This is a genomic window from Delftia sp. UME58 (genome assembly GCF_014170385.1).
In the GTDB taxonomy this organism is placed as follows: Bacteria; Pseudomonadota; Gammaproteobacteria; order Burkholderiales; family Burkholderiaceae_C; genus Comamonas; species Comamonas acidovorans.
Genome location: NZ_LZZV01000052.1, coordinates 348,583 through 370,483 on the forward strand (window position 1 = coordinate 348,583; position 21,901 = coordinate 370,483).

17 protein-coding genes are annotated in these 21,901 nt (G+C 70.2%); 5 read left to right on the top strand and 12 right to left on the bottom strand.

The window, feature by feature from the left end; translation table 11 throughout:
* Positions 1–750, bottom strand: a complete 750-nt coding sequence (locus A9976_RS14605) for a DUF969 domain-containing protein (protein WP_183019605.1) — start codon at positions 748–750, stop codon at positions 1–3.
* 401 nt (positions 751–1,151) lie between these two features.
* Here A9976_RS14605 and A9976_RS14610 point away from each other — a divergent pair, with 401 nt between their 5' ends.
* Both A9976_RS14610 and A9976_RS14615 read left to right on the top strand, forming a co-directional pair.
* Entirely contained in the window at positions 1,152–2,318 is a 1,167-nt protein-coding gene (locus A9976_RS14610) for an ABC transporter substrate-binding protein (protein ID WP_183019606.1), read from the top strand.
* 71 nt (positions 2,319–2,389) lie between these two features.
* Positions 2,390–3,064 carry a GntR family transcriptional regulator gene (locus tag A9976_RS14615; RefSeq protein ID WP_183019607.1) on the top strand — a complete coding sequence of 225 codons (675 nt, stop codon included), beginning with the start codon at positions 2,390–2,392 and terminating at the stop codon, positions 3,062–3,064.
* A gap of 168 nt (positions 3,065–3,232) precedes the next feature.
* Here the strand turns inward: A9976_RS14615 and A9976_RS14620 are convergent, their stop codons facing one another.
* From A9976_RS14620 to A9976_RS14630, 3 genes are all read right to left on the bottom strand, one after another.
* A complete protein-coding gene (locus tag A9976_RS14620; RefSeq protein ID WP_223275169.1) occupies positions 3,233–3,688 on the bottom strand; it encodes a DoxX family protein in 456 nt (151 codons plus the stop codon).
* Complete coding sequence (locus A9976_RS14625) at positions 3,675–4,055, bottom strand: DUF4148 domain-containing protein (protein ID WP_183019608.1); 381 nt, start codon at positions 4,053–4,055, stop codon at positions 3,675–3,677. The genes A9976_RS14620 and A9976_RS14625 overlap by 14 nt, the downstream gene beginning before the upstream one ends.
* A 163-nt stretch (positions 4,056–4,218) precedes the next feature.
* Positions 4,219–5,880 carry an adenylate/guanylate cyclase domain-containing protein gene (locus A9976_RS14630; protein ID WP_183019609.1) on the bottom strand — a complete coding sequence of 554 codons (1,662 nt, stop codon included), beginning with the start codon at positions 5,878–5,880 and terminating at the stop codon, positions 4,219–4,221.
* A 126-nt stretch (positions 5,881–6,006) separates the two neighbouring features.
* Between A9976_RS14630 and A9976_RS14635 the strand changes: the two genes are divergently transcribed.
* A complete protein-coding gene (locus A9976_RS14635) occupies positions 6,007–6,714 on the top strand; it encodes a Crp/Fnr family transcriptional regulator (protein ID WP_183019610.1) in 708 nt (235 codons plus the stop codon).
* On the opposite strand, the gene A9976_RS14640 is transcribed toward A9976_RS14635, so the two are convergent.
* The 3 genes from A9976_RS14640 to A9976_RS14650 all read right to left on the bottom strand — a co-directional run bounded on the left by A9976_RS14640 (position 6,711) and on the right by A9976_RS14650 (position 11,827).
* Entirely contained in the window at positions 6,711–8,336 is a 1,626-nt protein-coding gene (locus tag A9976_RS14640; protein ID WP_183019611.1) for an ABC-F family ATP-binding cassette domain-containing protein, read from the bottom strand. The two genes, A9976_RS14635 and A9976_RS14640, sit on opposite strands and share 4 nt — an antisense overlap.
* Positions 8,337–8,485: 149 nt before the next feature.
* Positions 8,486–8,683, bottom strand: coding sequence for a hypothetical protein (locus A9976_RS14645; RefSeq protein WP_183019612.1), 198 nt, complete (start codon positions 8,681–8,683; stop codon positions 8,486–8,488).
* Positions 8,684–8,686: 3 nt separating this feature from the next.
* Entirely contained in the window at positions 8,687–11,827 is a 3,141-nt protein-coding gene (locus A9976_RS14650) for an efflux RND transporter permease subunit (RefSeq protein ID WP_183019613.1), read from the bottom strand.
* 383 nt (positions 11,828–12,210) lie between these two features.
* Here A9976_RS14650 and A9976_RS14655 point away from each other — a divergent pair, with 383 nt between their 5' ends.
* A complete protein-coding gene (locus A9976_RS14655) occupies positions 12,211–12,945 on the top strand; it encodes a response regulator (protein WP_183019614.1) in 735 nt (244 codons plus the stop codon).
* A gap of 73 nt (positions 12,946–13,018) precedes the next feature.
* Positions 13,019–14,092, top strand: coding sequence for a HAMP domain-containing sensor histidine kinase (locus A9976_RS14660; protein WP_183019615.1), 1,074 nt, complete (start codon positions 13,019–13,021; stop codon positions 14,090–14,092).
* A gap of 20 nt (positions 14,093–14,112) precedes the next feature.
* On the opposite strand, the gene A9976_RS14665 is transcribed toward A9976_RS14660, so the two are convergent.
* The 5 genes from A9976_RS14665 to A9976_RS14685 form a co-directional block, all read right to left on the bottom strand.
* Positions 14,113–14,595, bottom strand: a complete 483-nt coding sequence (locus A9976_RS14665) for a VWA domain-containing protein (RefSeq protein WP_310889396.1) — start codon at positions 14,593–14,595, stop codon at positions 14,113–14,115.
* A gap of 209 nt (positions 14,596–14,804) precedes the next feature.
* Positions 14,805–15,950, bottom strand: coding sequence for an ATP-binding protein (locus A9976_RS14670; RefSeq protein WP_183019616.1), 1,146 nt, complete (start codon positions 15,948–15,950; stop codon positions 14,805–14,807).
* Positions 15,947–19,768, bottom strand: a complete 3,822-nt coding sequence (cobN, locus tag A9976_RS14675; RefSeq protein WP_183019617.1) for a cobaltochelatase subunit CobN — start codon at positions 19,766–19,768, stop codon at positions 15,947–15,949. Before cobN ends, A9976_RS14670 begins: the two co-directional genes overlap by 4 nt.
* Before the next feature lie 29 nt (positions 19,769–19,797).
* Positions 19,798–20,847, bottom strand: a complete 1,050-nt coding sequence (gene cobW, locus A9976_RS14680; RefSeq protein WP_183019618.1) for a cobalamin biosynthesis protein CobW — start codon at positions 20,845–20,847, stop codon at positions 19,798–19,800.
* 27 nt (positions 20,848–20,874) lie between these two features.
* On the bottom strand, positions 20,875–21,897 hold the full coding sequence (locus tag A9976_RS14685; RefSeq protein WP_183019619.1) for an LLM class flavin-dependent oxidoreductase: 1,023 nt from the start codon (positions 21,895–21,897) through the stop codon (positions 20,875–20,877).
* Positions 21,898–21,901: the final 4 nt, after the last annotated feature.

Here is a 21,901-nt window from a genome sequence, read left to right on the forward strand (position 1 = left end):
TCAGGCTCCCTTGGCTTGGGTGGCGTTGGCGTTGGCTGCGTCGGCTTCGACACCGGCCTTGTACTGGGCCAGTTCGCGCTCCAGCATGCGGTCCAGGCGGCGCAGGCGCCAGGCATGGATCACGAAGGCGCAGATGGCCGTGGGAATGCCCCACAGCGCGACGTGGATGGGCTCGACCTCGATGCCGGCTTCCTTCAGGAAGGTGGTCATCAGCACGATGGCGCCGAAGGCCACGAAGATGTCCTCTCCGAAGAACAGGCCCACGTTGTCCGTGGCGGCCGAGTAGGCGCGCAGCTTGTCGCGCACCTTGGCGGGCAGGATGCCGTAGCGCGACTGGGTCGCACCTTCGGCCATGGGCGCCAGCAGCGGGCGCACCATCTGCGGATGTCCGCCCAGGCTGGTCAGGCCCACGGCGGCCGTCAGCTGGCGTGCGGCCAGGTAGACGATGAGCAGGCGGCCCGCGGTGGCCGACTTGATGGAACTGATCCAGTTCTGCGCGTGCTGGCGCAGGCCATGGCGCTCCAGCAGGCCGATCACGGCCAGCGGCAGCAGGATGATCAGCGGCAGGTTGCGCGTCTTGATGAAGCCCGTGCCTATGGTGGCGAGCACCTTGTCGACGGGGAAGCCCGCCGCCAGTGCCGTGCCGATGGCCGTGACGATCACGACCAGCATGGGATTGAAGCGCAGCACGAAGCCCGCAACGATGATGGCCACTCCGATAAGCGGCCAGAGATTGACGTCAGTCAGCATGTTGATTCCCCCTTCACACCCCGGCGCGCGGCGGCCGTCAAGCCGCCCCGCAGGCCCAACCCGGTGGCGTGGAGTGCGCTGCCAACCTGGTTTTGTTCAACAAAACAAATAATTTGTCTTACAGAAACGAATTGTGATTAAGACAATCAGCGCATGCTGATAGTACAAACCCGCATATCCATGCCCAAGGAATGAGCACACCGGGAGTTTTCAAAAGCCAAAAACTATCGAATATTGAACATCCATAGGATGCATGAACACAACAATGCCCCTGCCCCGGTATCGCCGGTGACGAGGCCGCCTCCTACAATGGGCCGCCCTCCCGGCCTGCGGCGCACGCGTGGCAGTCGGCGTGAATGGCACCTTCCTGCTCCCATCCCCTTTGTCCGAGCTCTGAATCCATGCAACGCCGTCAACTTGTCTCCCTGCTTCCCCGTGCTGCAGCCATCGCAGCGGTTCCCGCGCTGGCGCCAGCCTTCGTGCGCAATGCCTTCGCCGATGAGGCAGGCCTGTCCGCCAAGACCATCACCATCGGCTGCTCGGCCGCCATGAGCGGCCCGCTGGCCGGGTTCGGCTCCGACATCAAGCTGGGCACGGAAGCGGCCATGGCGCAGATCAACGCGCGCGGCGGCATCCAGGGGCGCACGCTGCAGCTGCAGATGGTCGACGACGGCTACGTGCCCCAGCGCACGGCCGACAACGTGCGGCAGATGCTCTCCAAGGGCACGGCCTTCGCCCTGCTGTCCTGCGTTGGCACGCCCAACAATGCCGCCGTCATCCCGCTGATCGAGGAAGCCGGCGTTCCCTATGTGGCGCCCTTCACGGGTGCCACGTCGCTGCGCAAGGGGACGCGCAACGTCTTCCATGTGCGCGCCAGCTACACCACCGAGGTCCGCCGCCTGGTCCAGCGCCTTGCAGGCATGGGGCTCAAGGGCATCGGCATCGTCTACCTGGACAACGCCTACGGCCGCGAAATGCTGGAGGACGCCACGCGCGCCATGGAGGCCGAGAAGATGGCCCCCGCCGTGCAGGCGGCCATCGCCACCGATGGCAAGAATCTGGCCGACGTGTTGAACAAAGTGGACGCAGCCCACCCCTCGGCCGTGCTGCTGGCCACGGCCGGCACGGTGTCGGTCGATCTGGTGCGCGGCCTGCGCAAGAGCGCGCCCGGCGTGCTGCTCACCGGCCTGAGCGTGACCCTGCCCAACGACAGCCTCAAGCCGCTGGGCGAGGACGCCCGCGGCATTGCCCTGACCATGGTCGTTCCCGCGCCGCACCAGGCCAAGATGCAGGTGGTGCGCGACTACCAGGCCGCCATGCGTGCCCACGGACAGCAGGAGTTCTCGCTGGGCACGCTGGAAGCCTATGTGAACACGCGCGTGCTGGCCGAGGGCCTGGAGCGCGCAGGCCGCGACCCCAGCCAGGCCAGGCTGCGCTCGGCGCTGGCCGGCATCCGCAACTGGGACATGGGCGGCTTCGTCATCGACTACAGCGGCCAGACGCCCCATGTCGGCTCCAGCTTCATCGACCTGGGCGTGCTGGGCGCCAGCGGACGCTTCATCGGCTGAGCCCGCGGCTTGTCCGGGACGGCCCCGCCCCTGGCTACACTGCGTTCTGGCCTTTGCACAGCAACTCCACCATGACCCGCAGCACCGAGATCCTGAACCTGACCGACCGCGTGACCGAGCAATTGCGCAGCAAGCTGATCGACGGCGCTTGGGAGCCCGGGCAAAAGCTGTCGGAGACCACGCTCAGCGAAAGCCTGCAGATCTCGCGCAACACGCTGCGCGAGGCCTTCCGGCTGCTGACCAAGGAGGGGTTGCTGGTGCACGAGCCCAACAAGGGCGTGTCGGTGGCGGCGCCCAGCATCGCCTCCATCATCGACATCTACCGCGTGCGCCGCATGGTGGAGTGCCAGGCGCTGGCCCAGGCCTATCCCATGCACCCGGCACGCAGCCTGATGCGCGAAGCCGTGGAGGCGGCCCAGCGCCACCGCGAAGCCCAGGACTGGTCGGGCGTGGGCACGGCCAACATGAGTTTTCACAAGGCCGTGGTGCAGCTGGCCGACAGCGAGCGCCTGGACACCATGTTCGAGCATCTGCTGGCCGAGCTGCGGCTGGCCTTCGGCCTGCTGCGCGACCCGCACTTCCTGCATGCCCCCTATGTGGACATGAATGCGCGCATCCTGCAGCAATTCGAGGACGGCAAGCCGGCCGAGGCCGCTGCCGCGCTCAATGACTACCTGGTGCATTCGGAGCGGCTGATCCTGGCCGCCTACGCCCGACGCCTGGCTGAAAAGGGCATCAAGGTGTGAGACAAAGACACCCCCTGAGTCGCTTCGCGCCTTCCCCCTCTCTCGCTACGCGGGAGGGGGACGACACCCTCGGTGCGGGGCGGCCCTTCCTCGGTGTCCCTCGCGCGGGGCAGCGCCGGTTTCATGGGCTGTGTGTTGCACACAGCGCCAGGAATCACTGGCTCGTGCTCAACGCGAGGCCTTGCGCCGTGCGTCCAGGCTCCAGCGCGCCACGGGCGCCAGCATCAGCTGCACGAATCCCCCGGCGATCGCCAGGTTCTTCAGGAACTGCACCAGCTGGCCCTTGTCGCCGAACTGGTTGTGGAACATCAGCGCCGACATGACGCTGAACACGGCCATCACGGCCGCAGCCTCGCGGGTGCGCCAGCCCAGCAGCAGGGCCGTGGCCACGCCCAGCTCCACCACCAGCGCCATGGCATACGACAGCATGGGCAGCGGCAGGCCCGCCTTGGCGATATAGGCCATGGTGCCCTCCGGCCCCATCAGCTTGCCGATGCCGCTGTAGATGAACAGCAGGCTCAGCAGCACCCGGGCCAGCAGCGGTGCGAAGTCGGCCCAGGGCGATGCTGCGGCGTGGGCCGCGCGATGCGTGGCGGCGCGCGTCATCGCATCAGCCCGGGACACGGCCGGAACCCTGGCCTTCGGCCGCCTTCACCGAGCCGCCCAGGCGCTGCACTTCGGCCAGGTACTCGGGGCCGCTGCGCATGCGCTGGTACCGGGCCAGGCGCTGCTGGTAGTCGGCATCCCAGTGGTTCACGTCGGACTCGCGGTAGACATTGAGGCCGGCGCGGTTCCACAGGGCCAGGTCGGCCTGAACCTCGGCGCGCGACAGCGCCGGGCCGGAGGCGACGGGCTCGGCGCCGAACCAGGTTTCTGCAGATACCGTGGTGGCCGGTGCGGCCGGTGCGGCCGAGGCCATGCCCGACCACAAGGCGGAGGAAAGGGCGGCAGAAAGGGAGGCGATGGCGAAGAGGGTCTTTGCGTTCTTCATGGCGAATCCTTTGTCAAATCCTGCAGTGCGTGATTGCGTTCTGCATGGCTGCAGTCTCGTCTTCGCCGGCCTGCGCGTCAGTGCCTAAACGCACAGCTTTGCGCAAACTCTCCTGCTCCCGCGCTCACCGTCCACGCCCACCATCCACGTCCACCACCCACGCTCACGGCCACTGCAGGCCGGGCCGCGCCACATGCAGGGCCGGCAAGGGCTCGGAGCGCCCGCGCACCTGCACCTGCCGGACTTCGCCCAGGCCGTCGGCCACGCCCGCGCGGCGCGCCACCTCCAGCGACAGCACCAGCCGCGCCTGGGCGCTCTTGGTGTATTCCTGCAGGCGGCTGGCCGTGTTGACCACCTCGCCCACGGCCGTGAAGGTGGTGGCGTGTTCGAATCCCACGCGCCCCACGGCGGCTCGCCCCGCATGCAGGCCCATGCCGAAATCGACGCTCTGCCCGAACTGCGCCTCGAAGGTGTGGCTCCATTCCTGCATGCGCCGGTCGATGAGGGCGCTGGCCTGCACGGCCTGGCGGCAGGCCGTGTCCAGGTCGGTGTCCAGGCCGAAGATGGCCATCACGCTGTCGCCGATGAACTGGTTGGCCATGCCGCCGCTGTCGTGCACGGCCTGGCCCACGCGCTCGAAATACTGGTCCAGCACCCAGGACAGGTCCACGGGCCATTGCCGCTCGGCCAGGCCCGACCAGCGGCGCAGGTCCACGAACAGGATGGCCACCTCGCGCACCTGGCGGACCTCGCGCTGCTCATCGCCCCGCCCGGCCTGGGCGGCTGCCGGCGAGCGGAACAGCGGCGCCACCTGCACATCGCCCGTGGGCCGCAGCTGGCAGGCCAGCCGCACGTCCTGCGGCGCGCCCACGCGCTCCAGCGTGAGGCGCTCGTCCCGCCCCGGCACGGGCAGGTGGGCAGCCGGGCCGGACACGCGCACCCGGCAGGTGGAGCAGCGCGCCCTGCCGCCGCACAGCGACAAATGGGCAATGCCATGCTCGCGGCTGGCCTCGAGCACGCTCATGCCCTGGGCCACCTGCACGGTGCGGCCCGGATAGTGCAGCAGCACCTGGCGGGCGCCGCGCAGGCGCATGCGCCGCCATAGCCAGGGGCCGGCCAGCAGCGCGGCCAGGCAGGCCAGCCAGCCCTGGCGCAGCCCGGTCGTCAGCGCGCGCAGCCACTGCGATGCCTCGGGCGAGGGGCCGGCCGGCGCTGGCAGGCCGGCCGCCGCGATCTCGCGCGCCATGGAGACGATGCCCAGCGCCGCCAGCACGGGCAGCAGCACGGCGGCCGTGAGCAGCAGCGGCTGCCAGCGCCGCCACCAGCCGCGCGCACGCAGGGCCATGTGCAGGCCCATGCAGCCATGGGTCCAGGCAGCCGTCATCAGCAGCAGCTGGATGGCCATGCCGGACGGATTCCAGGAAGAACGCACGATGCGCGCATACGAGGGGTCCACGCCCCAGGCCTCCTGCGCCAGCCGCGTGGCCGGCACGTGCAGGGCCAGCAGCAGCGGAAGGCCCAGGCCCAGCAGCAGCCGCACGGCCTCCAGCGCCGGCATGCGCAGGCTGCGCCGCCGCGCGAGCGCCTGCAGCGCCAGCCCCATGTGCACGGCCAGCGCGCCGTAGAGCAGCAGGCTGCCGGGCAGGGATCGCCACGCGCCGTGGACCAGCTCGCGCACGGCCTCGGCCGTGCCCAGCGAGACCAGGCCCAGGGCGTGATTGGACAGGTGCAGGGCCGCATAGGTCCACAGCACCAGGCCGGTGGACCAGTGGAGGCTGCGCAGGGACGGCAGAGCCGGCAAAGCCGGACGAGGGACACGGGCCATGGAAAGCGATGATGCGCCCGACGGCGGAGGAAGACAGGAGAAGACCGGAAGAACGGCAGCTTGAAGGAACTTAGGCCGGGCCTGGCCGATCCAGAATCTTTGTACCTTACGCCCGCTATTGGTTCCATGGCCCACCCCACCCAGCCCTCCAGTTTCGCCCTGCGCGGCATCGCCCTGTTCGAGGGCCTGGGCAGCGCCAGCCTGGACCGCATCGCCGCCGACTGCGAATGGCGCCCGCTGCAGGCCCGCCAGCCCGTGTTCAGCCGCTGCTCCACGGGCAGCGACGTGTTCTTCCTGGTCAGCGGGCGCGTGCGCATCACCACCTATTCGCCGGGCGGGCGCGAGGTCAGCTTCCGCGACTACGGGCCCGGCGAGCACTTCGGCGACCTGGCGGCCATCGACGGCCAGGCCCGCTCCACCGATGTGGTCACCCTGGAGTCCTCGCTGCTGGCCAGCCTCTCGCGCCAGGACTTCCTGGCCCTGCTGGCGCGCGAGCCCGCCATCGCCCTGCGCATGATGGAAGGCCTGGCCGGCCTGGTGCGCCGGCTGACCGACCGCGTCATGGAACTGAGCACCCTGGGCGTGCCCACGCGCCTGCACATGGAGCTGCTGCGCCTGGCGCGGGAGGCGGGCGTCTCGCCCGAGCACACGGCCCTCATCAGCCCCGTGCCCTCGCACTCGGTGCTGGCCAGCAAGATCAGCACCAACCGCGAGCAGGTCACGCGCGAGCTGGGCGCCCTCACCCGGCGCGGCCTGCTGCGCAAGGAGGGGCGCCAGGCGCTGCTGGTGACCGATGTGCGCACACTGCAGGCGCTGATAGCGCAGGAAAGCTAGGCGGACTCCATTCGCCAGCCCTGCGGCGACCACACCAGGCGGTCGGTCAGACCGATGGCCTGCAGAAAATCCTCGTCATGCGAGACCACGACCAGCGTGCCGGCATAGCCGCGCAGCATGGCCTCCAGCGCCTGCAGGGAAGGCAGGTCCAGGTGGTTGCAGGGCTCGTCCAGCAGGAGCAGGGGCGCGGGCGGCTCGGCATGCAGCGCGCAGGCCAGGGCGGCCTTGAGCTGCTCGCCGCCGCTGAGCCGGCCCGCAGGCTGCTCCACCTGCCGGGCCGCCAGCCCGAGCCAGGCCAGGCGCGTGCGCAACACATCCACGGGGGTGCCGGGACAGGCGTCCTGCAACTGCTCCATCACCGTGCGCCCGGGCTGCAACAGGGACAGGCGCTGGTCCAGGTAGGCACAGGCCTGCATGCGGCGCACCTCGCCCGCCTGGGGCGCAAGACGGCCCGACAGCACATCGAGCAGGCGCGTCTTGCCGCAGCCGTTGGGACCGGCCACGGCCAGGCGCTGGCCGCCGTACAGGGAAAGGTTCAGGCGCGGCCCCGTGGAAAACGAAAACGGCAGCAGCACATCGTCCAGCAGCGCCACCACGTCGCAGGGAGCGCCAGCCGGTGGCGGCACATGCATGCGGATGCCGGCCTGCAGGTCGATCTGGCGCGCCGCCTCGCGCACGCGCTGGTCCAGCTCCTCGCGCATGTCTGCATGCTGGCGGCGCAGCCGGCCGGCCGACGCCTCGCTGCGCTCCTTTTGCCGGTCCAGCAGAATGCGCGCCTGGTTGGCCTCCTGGCCCTGGCGGCGGCCGCGCGCCTCGCGGCGCTGCTGGCGCTCCTGCTGCTCGCGCAACTGCTGCGTTTCGCGGCGGCGCTCCAGCTTGCGCTGCTCCAGCAGTTGCACCGCCGAGGCCATCTCGCGCGCCTTGGCCTCGGCGTAGAAGGCGTAGCCGCCGCCGTAGCTGCGAAGCCCCTGCGGCGACAGCTCCACGATGCGTTCCATGCCCTGCAGCAAACTGCGGTCATGGCTGACCACGACCAGGCCACCGGGCCAGCGCTGCAGTTGCGCGGCCAGGGCCTGGCGGCTTTCACGGTCCAGGTGGTTGCTGGGCTCGTCCAGCACCAGGTGGTCGGCGCCCGACAGCAGCGCGCCCGCAAGGGCCACGCGCATGGCCTCGCCGCCGCTGAGGGCGTGGCCCGGCGTATCGGCACGCAGATGGCCCAGGCCCGCCAGCTCCAGCTGGGCCTGCAGGCGCTGGCGCAAATCCCAGCGGTCGGCCAGCCGCTCGAAGTCCCGGGCATCGCAGCTGCCGCCCTCGATGCGCGCCAGCGCATCCAGCGCGGGCTGCAGCCCGGCCAGCGCCGCCACCGAAGGCTGGTCATGCCAGTCCGTGCGCTGGGCAACATATAGCACCTGCCCCGAGCGCAGGCAGCGGCCCTGCGAAGGCGCCTCCAGCCCGGCCAGGATGCGCGCCAGCCGCGACTTGCCCACGCCGTTGCGCCCCACCAGGCCGGTGCGGCGGTGGTCCAGGGTTTCGGAAAGATCGGAGAAAAGGCGGCTGCCATCGGGCAGCACGCAGGAAACGCCGTCGAGCGTGATCGTGGTATTCGTCATATCGCAGTTCATGGATGCCAACGCAGTTCCTTGCCGCTTTGCATGCATTGCGCGTGCGGCGGGCAGGGTCGGGAAAAGCGGGCCGCTGGGACAGCGGCAGCATCAATGGCGCATGGGACGAATACCTCCTGCAATGGCGAACGAAACCGCCATTATAAAAATCATGGGCCGTTCGTGCCGGCCGCCACGCCACCGGCGCCGCGTGCAAAGGCGCCAGCCTCCGCCGCTGGCGGCGCGGAGCCGGTGGAGCCGGCCTGCCGGGCCGGGTTCGCTGGCGCCGGCGGCGTACAGGGGTTCAGGGACTGTGCCGGCGGGCGGCCCTGAAAGCACAGGGCGTTGAGCGCGATCCAGAGAGGCATGGTTCAGGTTCCGGGGTCGGCAGCAGGCGGCGGCCGGCGCGCGCTGCCGCGCGGCCCGGCGATGCGCCGCTGCCATTCAAGGACGAAGACGAAGAAGACGGGCACGAAGAAGACGGCCAGCACCGTGCCGCTGACCATTCCGCCGAACACGCCCGTGCCGATGGCGTGCTGGGTCTCGGCGCTGGCGCCCGATGCCAGCATCAGCGGCACCACGCCCAGCGCAAAGGCCAGCGAGGTCATGAGGATGGGCCGCAGCCGCAGGCGAGCGGCCTTGATGGCGGCTTCGCGCAGGTCCTGGCCTTCCTCGCGCAGCTGCTTGGCGAATTCCACGATCAGGATGGCGTTCTTGGCCGACAGGCCGATGATGGTGATCAGGCCCACCTTGAAGAACACATCGTTGGGCATGCCGCGCAGCAGCACGGCCGCCACGGCGCCCAGCAGGCCCAGGGGCACGACCAGCATCACCGACAGCGGGATGGACCAGCTCTCGTACAGCGCGGCCAGCACCAGGAAGACCACCAGCATGGACAGGGCCATGAGCAGGGGCGCCTGCGCGGCCGACTGGCGCTCCTGCAGCGACTGGCCGGTCCAGGCCACGGCAAAGCCGGGCGGCAGTTGGGCCACCAGCCGCTCCATCTCGGCCATGGCCGCGCCGCTGGAGGTGCCGGGCGCAGGCGTGCCCGAGATGCGCGATGCCAGGAAGCCCTGGTAGCGCACCAGCTGCAGCGGCGTCTCCGACCACACGGGCGTGGCGAACTCGGCCAGCGGCACCATGGCGCCCGCGGCATTGCGCACGTTCAGCCTGAGCACATCATCGACCTGCATGCGCGCAGGCGCGTCGGCCTGCACGATGACCTGCTGCATGCGTCCGGCATTGGGAAAGTCGTTCACGTACAGCGAGCCCATGGCCGTGGACAGCGTCTCGCTGATGGCGGCAAATCCCACGCCCAGCGCCTGGGCCTTCTGGCGGTCGATCTCCAGCCTCACGCTGGTGCCCGATGGCAGGCTGTCCTGGTAGGCCGAGCCCAGCACGCTGCTGCCGCCTGCCAGCGCCAGCAACTGATCGGTGGCCGACTTGAGGGCGGCATGGCCCTGGCCCGTGCGGTCCTGCAGGTACATGGTGAAGCCCGAGGAGGTGCCCAGCTCGTCGATGGCCGGTGGCTGCAGCACCATGATGGCGCCCTCGGGCGCGTGTTCCATGGCCTTTTGCGCGAGCGAGACTTCCTCGCCTGCCGTGGCACCGTCGCGCTGGTCCCAGTCCTTGAGCGTGGTGAAGGCCATGGCCGCGTTCGGGCCCGAGCCCGCGAAGCTGAAGCCCAGCACCGAGATGCTGGAGGCAATGCCGGGGCGCTGCGCCACATGCTCCTCATAGCGCTTGACGATGTCCAGCGTGCGCTCGGCCGTGGCATCGGCCGGCAGCTGGATGGACGCCATGAAGTAGCCCTGGTCCTCCTCGGGCAGAAAGGCCGAGGGCAGCTGGCGCAGCGCAAACACCAGGATGGCCACGATGGCCGCGAACAGCAGCATCATGCGGCCCGTGCGCCGGACCAGGCCCGTGACATGGGCCTCGTAGCGGTTCGTCAGCCGCTCGAAGCCGCGGTTGAACCAGCCGAAGAAGCCCTTCTTCTCGTGGTGGCCTGCCGCCACCGGCTTGAGCAAGGTGGCGCACAGCGCCGGCGTCAGGCTCAGGGCCAGGAAGGCCGAGAACAGAATGGACACCGCCATGGACAGCGTGAACTGCTGGTAGATCACGCCCACCGAGCCGCTGGCGAAGGCCATGGGAATGAACACCGCCGTCAGCACCAGGGTGATGCCGATGATGGCGCCCGTGATCTCCTTCATGGCCTTGAGCGTGGCCTCGCGCGGGGACAGGCCCTCCTCGGCCATCAGGCGCTCCACGTTCTCCACCACCACGATGGCGTCGTCCACGATGATGCCGATGGCCAGCACCATGCCGAACATGGTCAGCACGTTGATGGAAAAGCCCGCCACCAGCATCACGGCGAAGGTACCCAGCAGCGCCACGGGCGCCACGATGGCCGGGATCAGCGTGTAGCGCAGGTTCTGCAGGAACAGGTACATCACCAGGAAGACCAGCACCATGGCCTCGACCAGGGTCTGCACCACCTTCTCGATGGAGATCTTGACGAAGGGCGCGGTATTGAACGAGATGGTGTGCTCCATGCCCTGCGGCAGGATGGAGGCCAGCTCGGCCATGCGCTTTTGCACGGCGGCGGCCGTGCGCACGGCGTTGGCGCCCGGCGACAACTGCACGGCGGCGCTGGTGGCGGGCTTGCCGTCCTCGCGGTTGGAGAAGGCATAGGACTGCGCGCCCAGCTCCACGCGCGCCACGTCGCCCAGCACCAGGCGGGAGCCGTCGGCATGGGCGCGCAGCACGATGGCCGCGAACTGCTCGGGCGAGGTCAGCTGGCCCTGCACGGTGAGCGGCGTGGTCACGCGCTGGCCCGGTGCGATGGGCGCATCTCCCACGCGGCCCGGGGCGATCTGCATGTTCTGCTGCTGGATGGCCTGGGTGAGGTCGCCCATGGACAGCCCGTAGGAGATCAGCTTGGCCGGATCGACCCAGACGCGCATGGCACGCTCGGTGCCGAACAGCTGCACGCGGCCCACGCCCTCGATGCGCCGCAGCTCCTCGACGATATTGCGCGCCATGTAGTCGTTGAGCGCCAGCTCGTCGAACTCGCCGCCCGGCGAGACAAGGCCCACCAGCAGCAGAAAGCTCGACGTGGCCGACTCCACCTGCAGGCCGTTCTGGCGCACCGCCTGCGGCAGCCGCGGCTCCACGGCCTTGATGCGGTTTTGCACATCCACCTGGGCCAGCTCGGGGTTGGTGCCGGGCTTGAAGGTGGCCTTGATCTCGGCCGAGCCCGAGGTGTCCACCGAGGACTCGAAGTACAGCAGGTGGCGGACGCTGGACAGCTCGCGCTCGATCAGCGAGACCACGGAGTCATTGAGCGTCTTGGGCGTGGCGCCCGGGTAGGTGGCATACAGGCTCACCGTGGGCGGCGCCACCGTGGGATAGCGCGAGATCGGCAATTGCGGAATGGCGAGCACGCCCAGCAGCACGATGAACAACGCGATGACCCAGGCAAAGACGGGCCGGTGAATGAAGAACTGTGGCATGGACGCGAGGTCTGGTTTTCAATGCACGCCAGGGCGCGCTGCGGAAAAAAACACGGCGCCTGGCGCCGATGCATCTGATGGGGCATCCGGATGCAGATCCAGATTGCCAGGAGGCATGGGGATGGAGGAAACTCCTGCCGGTGCGGCTTCGGCCTGCGGCGTGTTGCCGCCAGGGCCATTCATCCATGGAGCCGCTGCAAAGCTAACAGCTCTCCCACCCGCTCATACGGCATTGCCGCTGTGACTTCATATTCAGGGATTTGTTTCGCATGCCGGCCAGTTGCGGCGGCACAGGGAAACAGCTTGCGTTCTTTCGATGGCATTTCGGCCCGGAAAATGTGGAAGAACGATGGAGATGAAGACAGGCCCCGCCGCGACCCAAAATGGCTTCTATCATTGCCCAGCCCTTGCCTTTCCAGCCATCGACATCGCTCATCCTCGTCGCCGAGGACGAGCCCGAGATCGCAGACATCCTGTGCGCCTACCTGGCCCGCAGCGACCTGCGCACCGTGCATGCCGCCGATGGCCAGCAGGCCCTTGAACTGCACCACCACTTGAAACCCGATCTCGTACTTCTCGACGTGCAGATGCCACGCCTCGACGGCTGGCAGGTGCTGTCCGAAATCCGCCGGCGCGGCGACACGCCCGTCATCATGCTCACCGCTCTCAACCAGGACGTGGACAAGCTCATCGGCCTGCGCATGGGCGCGGACGACTACGTGGGCAAGCCCTTCAACGCGGCCGAGGTCGTGGCGCGCGTGCAGGCCGTGCTGCGCCGCTCCAGCCAGGCCCGGCGCCGCGACACGCAACTGCTGCAGGCCGGCCCTTTCCGCGTGGACCTGGACAGCCGCGAGGTCAGCGTGCAGGTGCAGGGCGCCACGCATGTGCCCGATCTCACCGTGACCGAATTCAACCTGCTGGCCAGCCTGGTGCGCTCGCCCCGGCGCGTGTTCAGCCGCGCCGAGCTGCTGCTCGGCTGCCTGCCCGAAGGCCACACGCTGGAGCGCACCGTGGACAGCCACATCAGCAAGCTGCGCAAGAAACTCGAAGGCCTGGGCCTGCAGGGCATGCCCGACAGCGTGCGCAGCGTGGGCTACCGGCTGGGGATGGATCCATGAGCGCAGTGCCGTGCCTCCCCAAACCAGCTCGCCCCCGCCTGGCGGGACAGGCCGCAGGCCGAAGGGTGCTGTCATGAGCACAGCGGCGGGCCTGCGCCGGCAGGTGGTGCTGACCATGTCGGCCGTCACGCTGGCCGTGGTGGTGCTGTGCGTGCTGGGTTCGTACGCCTTCTATGCGCTGCTGCTGACCTTTCACCCGGCCAGCGTCTCCGACGGCTGGATGCCCTCCAGCGTGGAGCTGGCCTGGGTGCTGCTGACCCTGGTCATCGCCCTGCTGATCGCCATCTTTGTGGCCACGCGGCTGTCGCGGCGCATCCTGCCCTCGCTGGACTCGGTGGCCATCAGCCTGCGCCAGCTGGCCGAGGGCGACCTGTCGGCGCGCGCCAGCACGGACGACAGCGCGCTGCACGAGGCCGCGCAACTGGTGCACGACTTCAACAGCCTGGCCCGGCGCCTGGAGGGCATGGCGCAGGAGCGCGCCTTCTGGAGCGCGGCCATCGCCCATGAGCTGCGCACGCCCGTGACCATCCTCAGCGGGCGGCTGCAAGGCCTGTCCGACGGCGTCTTCCTGCCCAGCAAGGACATGCTGGCCAGCCTGATGACCCAGGTCGAGGGGCTGACCCGCCTGATCGACGACCTGCGCCTGCTGGGCCTGCAGGAGAACGGCCACCTGCAACTGCAGCTGCGCCAGACCTGCCTGGCGGGCGAGGTGCGCTCGGTGGCCCTGGCCGTGGGACCGGCGCTGGAGCAGGCAGGCCTGCAGCTGGCAATGGAACTCGATGACCAGCCCGTGGTCTGCGACCCCGTGCGCATACGCCAGGCCCTGCTGGCGCTGCTGGAAAACGCCATGCAGTACGCGCAGCCGGGCCCGCTGCTGGTGGCCACGCGCGTGCGCCAGGGCCTGTGCACCGTGCGCGTGGAAGACAGCGGCCCCGGCGTGGCAGCCGACCTTGCGCCGCGCATCTTCGACGCCTTCCAGCGCGGCGACAGCGCCCGCAGCCGAAGGAATGCCAGCGTGGGGGCAGGCAACGGCAGCGGACTGGGCCTGGCCGTGGTGCAGGCCATTGCCCAGGCCCACGGCGGGCGGGCTCAGTGCCTGCCGGGCGAGCGTGGCGGCGCGCTGTTCGAGCTGAGCTGGCCGGCCTGATCCGGCCAGGCCCGCACGGATCAGTGCGCGCCCTGCGGGCTGCTCTCCCCGAAATCATCGGCCAGCACATGCCGCGCACCCCAGGCGGCGGCCAGCGCGCCGGCCCGGCCCAGGCGCACGCGGCCTGATTCAAAGTCCACGATGCCTGCCTCCTGCGCCGCCGCAGGCCGCGCAGGCCGCTCGCGCGTGCGGCCGTCGGTGAGCAGCCACAGCCAGCCCTGGCAGGAGGCGTCTGCGCCGCAATGGCGCTGCAGCAACTGGCCCGCCTGCTCCACGGCCGCCTGCAGCGGCGTGCCGCCGCCCCCGCCAATGGGAGCGATCCAGTCGTCATTCCAGGCCGCGGCCTTGCGCGGCGGCAGGCGCAATTGCACGCGCGTGCCCGCAAAGCAGATCAGCGCCACCTGCTCGCGGCGGCGGTAGGCCTCTTCCATCAGCGACAGCAGCACGCCCTTGGCACGCGCCAGTGCGCCACTGCCGGCCATGGAGGCCGAGCAATCGAGCACAAAGCAATGCAGCCGCGTGGCCTGCGGCGGCTCGCGCCGGCGCTGCAGATGTTCGGGCGCCAGCGCCTGGGCACCGCGCGCGGCCAGCGTGCGCGGCCAGTCCCAGCTGCCGGTGGCCTGCCCGCCTTGCGACTGAGCCAGCCGGGGCTGGCCTGCCGCCTGCTGGCCCGCCCTCGCATCCCTTGCCCGTGGCGTGGGGCCGCGAGGGCTCAGGCTTTTTTTGTGGCGGGCGCTCCCGCCTTTGCGGCCTCGCGGGCCAGCAATGAGGGCACGGCGACACGCAGCAGGCCCACGGGCTCGGGCGGCATGGCGCCCCAGTCAGTCTCGGATGGCGGGCTGTCGCTTGCACCGTTGGCCGTGGATTCTGCAGGCGGCCGGCTTTGTGCCGGCGACTGCGAAGGCGGATTCGATGGCGCTTGCTCCGGTGATTGCTGCTGCTGCGGCTGTGGCTGCTGCGCCCCCGGCTTGCGGCGGTGCACCAGCACCAGCTCGGCCACGGCCTGCACATGGGCGGGCGCCACATCGGCATCGCCCAGCCAGGCGGCCCAGGCGCGGGCGGCACGCAGCAGCACCAGGTCGGCGCGCAGGCCGTCCACCTGGGCGGCAATGCACAGCGTGCCGGCGGCCTGCAGCACCGCGTCGGACCAGGGCAGCGCGCCGGCCGGCTGCAGCCGCTCGCGCGCCGTGCGCAGCTGGGCGGCCAGCGCGGCCTGGGCGTCTGCATGCCGGGCGCGGAAGGCCGCGGGATCGGCATCGAACATCAGGCGCGCGCGCACGATGGCCTGGCGCTGGGCCGCATCCTCCACATTGGCCAGGCGCACGCACAGGCCCAGGCGGTCCAGCAGCTGCGGGCGCAGCTGGCCTTCCTCGGGGTTCATGGTGCCCACCAGCACGAAGCGCGCCGCGTGGCGGTGCGAGATGCCGTCGCGCTCGACCACGTTGACGCCGCTGGCGGCGGCATCCAGCAGCACATCGACCAGGGCATCGGGCAGCAGGTTGATCTCGTCCACATAGAGCACGCCGCCATGGGCGCGCGCCAGCAGGCCGGGCGCGAATTCGAGTGCATGGCCGGCCATGGCCCGGCCCAGGTCCAGCGAGCCGGCCAGATGCTCCAGCGAGGCCCCCAGCGGCAGCGTGACGAAGGGCGCGGCATCGATAAGCTCGGCCAGCGCACGCGCGGCCGTGGACTTGGCCGTGCCGCGCGGCCCCTCGATCAGCACGCCGCCCAGTTGCGGGTCGATGGCGGCCAGCAGCAGCGCCTGGCACAGCAGGGGCTGGCCCGCGATGGCGGCAAAGGGAAACAACGGCGGCAGCGCAGGCTGTGCACCGGCGCCCAGGTCAGGGGTGGCGGTCATCCGCGCAATCCTTCGAGGTGGTTTTCATGTTCCAGCAGCAGGTCTTCCAGCTGCTGGCGATAGTTGCCGGGCTGCTCCCACAGGCCGCGCTGCATGGCTTCGAGCAGGCGCTCCAGCATGTCGCGCAGGGCCTGCGGATTGTGCTGCACGAGAAAGTCGCGCGTGGCCGCATCCAGCACATAGGCGTCGGCCACCAGGGCGTACTGGTGGTCGCCCACCTGCTGCGTGGTGGCGTCGAAGCCGAAAAGATAGTCCACCGTGGCCGCCATCTCGAAGGCGCCCTTGTAGCCGTGGCGCTTGGCACCGTCCATCCACTTGGGATTGGTGACGCGCGAGCGCACCACGCGCGCAATCTCCTCCTTGAGCGAGCGCACGCGCGGCTGGGCCGGGTTGGCATGGTCGCCGTGGTAGAGCGCGGGCTGGCGGCCCGACAGATGGCGCACGGCCGAGGCCATGCCGCCCTGGAACTGGAAGTAGTCGCCCGAGTCGAGGATGTCGTGCTCGCGGCTGTCCTGGTTGTGGGCCACCACGTCGAGCTCGCCCAGGCGGCGGCGCAGCGCATCGCCTGCGGGCACGCCCTCGGCGTCCTGGCCGTAGGCGTGCTGGCTCCAGCCCAGGTAGGCCTGGGCCAGGTCGGCATCGCCCTGCCAGTCGCCGCTCTGGAACAGTCCGCCCAGGCCCGATCCATAGTGGCCGGGCGGCGCGCCGAACACGCGCCAGCCGGCCTGCCGGCGGGCCTGCACGGCGTCCATGCCCTGCGACTGCAGCTGCTCGGCCTCGGCCAGGATGCGCGCGCGTATGGGGTTGTCCTCGGCGTCCTCGTCCAGCGCGGCCACGGCCTGCACGGCCGCGTCGAACATCTGCACGGCACCCGGGAAGGCGTCGCGGAAAAAGCCCGAGATGCGCAGCGTCACATCCACGCGCGGCCGGCCCATGCCCACGCGCGGCACCACCTCGAAGTCCACCACGCGCTGGCTGCCGGGCGCCCATTTGGGTCGCACCCCGATCAGCGCAAAGGCCTGGGCGATGTCGTCGCCGCCCGTGCGCATGGTGGCCGTGCCCCAGACCGACAGGCCCAGGGTGCGCGGGTACTCGCCATGCTCCTGCAGATAGCGCTCCAGCAGCCTGAGCGTGGCCTGCTGGCCCAGCTCCCAGGCAGCCTGGGTAGGAATCGCGCGCGTGTCCAGCGTGTAGAAATTGCGCCCCGTGGGCAGCACGTCGGGCCGCCCGCGCGAGGGCGATCCGCTGGGCCCGGGCGGCACGAAGCGGCCCTGCAGGCCGCGCAGCAGCTGGCGCAGTTCCTCGCCGCCGCAGGCATCCAGCGCGGGCGCCAGCACGGCATGCACCTGTTCCAGCGCGGCCCGGGTCTGCGGCCAGTCATGGGCTTCGGTCTCGCCCTCCAGCAACTGCTGCGCCAGCAGCTCCAGGCGCTCGCGCGTGTCGCCTTCATGGCGCCAGGGCTCGTCGCTCACGGCCTGCAGGGCGGCGGGGCGCGCGCCGGTCCAGGGGCGTGCAGGCTCCATGCGCAGCGGGTCGAACCCGGGGCTGTCCAGCAGGTCGGCGGCCAGCGCCTGTATCAGGCCCTGGCCTTCGTCCGACGGGAAGCGCGCCAGCGCCAGCAGCGTGTCGCGGCGCTGGCGGCCCTGCGGCGATGCACCGAAGACATGCAGGCCGTCGCGGATCTGGGTTTCCTTGAGCTCGCACAGGTAGGCGTCTATGCGTTCGAGCACGGCATCGTCGTCCTGGGCGGCACCGGGCGCCAGGTCCAGCTCCTGGTCCAGGTGCTGGCGGCGCACGATGTCCAGGATCTGGCGGCGCAGCAGCGCGCCGCGCCGCGCATCGACCAGCAACGCGTCGTAGTACTCGTCCACCAGGCGCTCCAGGTCCTGTAGCGGGCCGTGGTTTTCGGCGCGCGTCAGCGGCGGCATCAGGTGGTCGATGATCACGGCCTGGCTGCGGCGCTTGGCCTGGGCGCCTTCGCCGGGATCGTTGACGATGAAGGGGTACAGGTGCGGCAGCGGCCCGAGGATGGCATCGGGCCAGCACGCGCCCGACAGCGCCAGGCTCTTGCCCGGCAGCCATTCGAGGTTGCCGTGCTTGCCCACATGCACCATGGCGTCCACGGCAAAGCGGTCGCGCAGCCAGAAATAGAAGGCCAGGTAGCTGTGGGGCGGCACCAGCTCGGCATCGTGGTAGCTCGCATAGTCCTGGGCGCCCAGCCCCGTGCCTCCCAATGCACGCGCCGGTTGTATGCCCACGAAGACATGGCCCAGGCGCAGGCCCGCGATCATGAAGCGGCCCTGGCGCAGCAGCGGGTCGGCCTCGGGCGCGCCCCAGCGCGCAGTAATGGCGTCGGCCATGCCGTCCGGCAGCGCGGCCAGGCGCGCCAGGTACTCGTCCAGCGCATAGCTTTGCCAGGCCGGGCGCAGCGGCCACTGGGCGGGGTCGTTGGCAATGCCCTGCTGCAGCAGGTGCATCAGCGCCTGGCCATCGGCGGGCAGCTGCGCGGGGTCGCCCAGCTCATGCCCTTCGGCGGCCAGGCGCTGCACGATGGCGATCACCGAGGCCGGCGTATCCAGCCCCACGCCGCTGCCGATGCGGCCCTCGCTGCCCGGGTAGTTGGCCAGTACCAGGGCCAGGCGCTTGTCGCGCGCGGGCAGGCTGCGCAGGCGGCACCAGCGCCAGGCCAGGTCGGCCACGAAGTCCACGCGGTCGGGCTCGGGCTGGTAGGCCACCACGTCGGCCTGGGTGAAGGCGCAGCGGTGGGACAGGCCCTTGAAGCTGATGGCACGCGTGATGATGCGGCCATCCATCTCGGGCAGCACCACCTGCATGGCGATGTCGCGCGGGCGCAGGCCCTGGCTGTCGGCCCACCAGTCCTCGCGGTTGCCGCCGCTGGCGATCACCTGCAGCACGGGCGCATCGCCGGCCAGGGCCGTGCCCGATTCCAGCGCCGAGAACGCCGTGGTGTTGAGCACCAGCTGCACGGCATGGTCTTCGCAGAGCTGGCGCAGCGTGGCCAGGCACAGCGGGTCCTTGAGCGAGTCCAGCGCCACGGGCAGCGGGTTCATGCCGCGCTGCTGCAGCGACAGGGCCATGGCGTCGAAGGCCGCCGTATTGCCCGCCAGCAGGTGGGAGCGGTAGAACACCAGGGCCACGGTGGGTGCGCCGGGCGTCCAGGCGCGCTGCAGGTCGTCGATGCCGGCCACGTCATGGGCCTGCAGCCGGACAGGGTTGGGGGCCTTCTCGAACAGCGCAGGCGGCACGTGCACGGCCGCCTGCGGCAGGGTGCGCGGCGGCAGCGGCGCATCGCCCCGGTCCAGCCCGTGGTAGACGGTGGCCTTGAGGAATTCGCGCGCATTGGCCGCGCCGCCCGAACGCAGGTACTGCCACAGCTGGCGGCAGGCGGCGGCCGGCAGCGTGCTGCGCGCCAGCAGGTGCGGGTCTTCCTGCAGGTCACCCGAGAACATGGCCAGGCGCTGCCCCTTGCGGCGCGCCAGCGAGCCGATCTGCTCGATGCCGTAGGGCCAGGCCGATTCCGAGCCCAGGTGGTCCACGATGACCACGCGCGCATGGCGCAGCACCTCGTCCACATACAGGTCCAGCGAGGCCGGCTGGCGCAGGTACAGCAGATTGGCCAGCCGCACCGAAGGGAAGTCCGCCGACGCCCCGGCCAGCGCGGCCACGGCCGAGGACAGCAGGGCCAGCGTGGTGTCGGCCGAGCTCAGGATGACGATGTCGGCCGGCGTCTGGTCGAGGCGGGTGACGATGCTCTCGTCCTCGACGAAGCCGCCGGGGCGCGTGGACAGCAGGTGCATGGAACAGGTTTCAGTACGGAATCGGAAGGTCAGGCGGCCACATTCTCCAGGCCCTTGCGCAGCGCTGCTTCGTCAAGGTCTTGCCCGATGAACACCAGGCGCGTGCCGCGCTGCTCGCCCTCGCGCCAGGCACGGTCGAAGTGGTGGTCGAAGCGGCGGCCCACGCCCTGCAGCAGCCAGCGCATGGGCTTGCCCGGGATGTCGGCAAAGCCCTTGACGCGCAGGATGCTGTGCTGCTCCACCAGCGTCTCCAGCGCGGCCAGCAGGCGGTCGCGGTCCACGGCGGGCAGGTCGATCACGTAGGAGTCGAAGTCGTCGTGGTCATGGTCCTCGTCGTGGTCATGGTGGCTCACGCGCTGGTCGATGGTGGTCTCGGCCGCCCTGGCCAGGCCCAGCACCACGTCCAGCGGCAGGCGGCCCTGGGACGATTGCACGATCTTGACCTCGGGCGGCAGCTCCTCGCGCACCAGGGCAGTCACGCGCGCCAGGGCCTCGGCATCGGCCAGGTCGGTCTTGTTGAGCACCACCAGGTCGGCCGCGCCCAGCTGGTCCTCGAACAGTTCGTGCAGCGGCGATTCATGGTCCAGGTTGGGGTCGGCGCGGCGCAGCTCGTCCACGGCCTGGGGATTGGCGGCGAACTGGCCGCTGGCGGCCGCTGGCGTGTCCACCACGGTGACCACCGCGTCCACGGTGAACACGTTGGCGATCTCGGGCCACTGGAAGGCCTGGACCAGGGGCTTGGGCAGGGCCAGGCCCGAGGTCTCGATGATCACGGCGTCGATCTGGTCGCGGCGCTCGGCCAACGCGCGCATCACGGGGAAGAACTCCTCCTGCACCGTGCAGCACATGCAGCCGTTGGCCAGCTCGTACAGCGCGCCTTCGCGCTCGTTGCCCTCGTCGTCGCAGCCGATGCCGCAGCCCTTGAGGATCTCGCCGTCGATGCCCAGCTCGCCGAACTCGTTGACGATGACCGCGATGCGTCGGCCGCCCGCGTTGTCCAGGATGTGGCGCAGCAGCGTGGTCTTGCCGCTGCCCAGGAAGCCGGTGACGATGGTGGCGGGAATCTTGGCGGTTTGCATGGGATGTTCTCCAGAAAAAAGAGGAAGTCAGACGGTGGCGAAAGGCAAGGCGCTGCGCAATGAAGGGAGAACCTCCTGCGCAAACAGTTCCATGCCGGCGAGGGCCTGGGCATCGCTCCACAGGCCGTTGGCGTTGAAGACGCAGCGCAGCTGGCCAATGCCCGTGCGCTCGCGCAAGGCGGTGATCTGCGCATGGCACTGCCCGGGCGTGCCATGGATGAATTGCTCGGCCAGCACGCGCGGCACATCGATGGGCGGCACCTGGTCGGCCGGCACGCCGCGCTTGCCCGCGAAGTACACGCGGCGCTGGTACAGCTGCGGCCACAGCGTGGCCAGCCGGGCCTGCACGGTGGCCTCATCGGCACCGATGCAGACATAGCGCGCCAGCGATGAGCGCGCGCGCAGCGCGGCGGCATCGCGCCCGCGCTCCTGCGCGGCAGCCTCCAGGCGCTCCAGCTGCATGCCTTCGGGCGGCTCCAGGCTCAGCAGCAGGGGCAGATTCTGATCGACGGCAAAGCCCAGGGTCTCGGCCGTGGAGCCGGCCACATACAAGGGAGGATGCGGGCGCTGCACGGTCGAAGGCAGGGCGGGCCGGTCCTCGAAGCTCCACGGCCCCTGCCCCGCTGCGATGGGCCTGCCGGACAGCGCCTCCACCAGGATGCGGCAGGACTGCTCGAAGCGCTCGCGCGTGCTGTCCGCATCGATCTGCAGGGCGCGCAGCGCGGCCGGTTCCGTGCCCCGCCCTATGCCCACGTCGATGCGGCCCGCGCTTTGCAGGTCCAGCTGGGCAATCTCCTCGGCCAGCATCAGCGGATGGTGCAGCGGCAGCACCAGCACCGAGGTGCCCACGCGCAGCCGCTCGGTGCGCGCCAGCACGGCGGCGGCCAGCAGCAGGGGCGAGGGATAGGGCCAGGCGGTATCGGGCACGCGGAATTCGTTGAACCACACGCCCTCGAAACCCAGGCGCTCGGCGCGCTCGAACAGCGCCAGGAATTCACGGTGCCCGCCGCGCGTGGCATCGCGCGTCCAGCCGGCCAGATCGATGCGCATGGAT

Excerpts from the sequence above, each read along its gene's own strand:
- A9976_RS14605 (WP_183019605.1), bottom strand. The coding sequence starts at position 750 with ATGCTGACTGACGTCAATCTCTGGCCGCTTATCGGAGTGGCCATCATC.
- A9976_RS14610 (WP_183019606.1), top strand. The coding sequence starts at position 1,152 with ATGCAACGCCGTCAACTTGTCTCCCTGCTTCCCCGTGCTGCAGCCATC.
- A9976_RS14615 (WP_183019607.1), top strand. The coding sequence starts at position 2,390 with ATGACCCGCAGCACCGAGATCCTGAACCTGACCGACCGCGTGACCGAG.
- A9976_RS14625 (WP_183019608.1), bottom strand. The coding sequence starts at position 4,055 with ATGAAGAACGCAAAGACCCTCTTCGCCATCGCCTCCCTTTCTGCCGCC.
- A9976_RS14630 (WP_183019609.1), bottom strand. The coding sequence starts at position 5,880 with ATGGCCCGTGTCCCTCGTCCGGCTTTGCCGGCTCTGCCGTCCCTGCGC.
- A9976_RS14635 (WP_183019610.1), top strand. The coding sequence starts at position 6,007 with ATGGCCCACCCCACCCAGCCCTCCAGTTTCGCCCTGCGCGGCATCGCC.
- A9976_RS14640 (WP_183019611.1), bottom strand. The coding sequence starts at position 8,336 with ATGAACTGCGATATGACGAATACCACGATCACGCTCGACGGCGTTTCC.
- A9976_RS14645 (WP_183019612.1), bottom strand. The coding sequence starts at position 8,683 with ATGCCTCTCTGGATCGCGCTCAACGCCCTGTGCTTTCAGGGCCGCCCG.
- A9976_RS14650 (WP_183019613.1), bottom strand. The coding sequence starts at position 11,827 with ATGCCACAGTTCTTCATTCACCGGCCCGTCTTTGCCTGGGTCATCGCG.
- A9976_RS14655 (WP_183019614.1), top strand. The coding sequence starts at position 12,211 with ATGGCTTCTATCATTGCCCAGCCCTTGCCTTTCCAGCCATCGACATCG.
- A9976_RS14660 (WP_183019615.1), top strand. The coding sequence starts at position 13,019 with ATGAGCACAGCGGCGGGCCTGCGCCGGCAGGTGGTGCTGACCATGTCG.
- A9976_RS14670 (WP_183019616.1), bottom strand. The coding sequence starts at position 15,950 with ATGACCGCCACCCCTGACCTGGGCGCCGGTGCACAGCCTGCGCTGCCG.
- cobN (WP_183019617.1), bottom strand. The coding sequence starts at position 19,768 with ATGCACCTGCTGTCCACGCGCCCCGGCGGCTTCGTCGAGGACGAGAGC.
- cobW (WP_183019618.1), bottom strand. The coding sequence starts at position 20,847 with ATGCAAACCGCCAAGATTCCCGCCACCATCGTCACCGGCTTCCTGGGC.
- A9976_RS14685 (WP_183019619.1), bottom strand. The coding sequence starts at position 21,897 with ATGCGCATCGATCTGGCCGGCTGGACGCGCGATGCCACGCGCGGCGGG.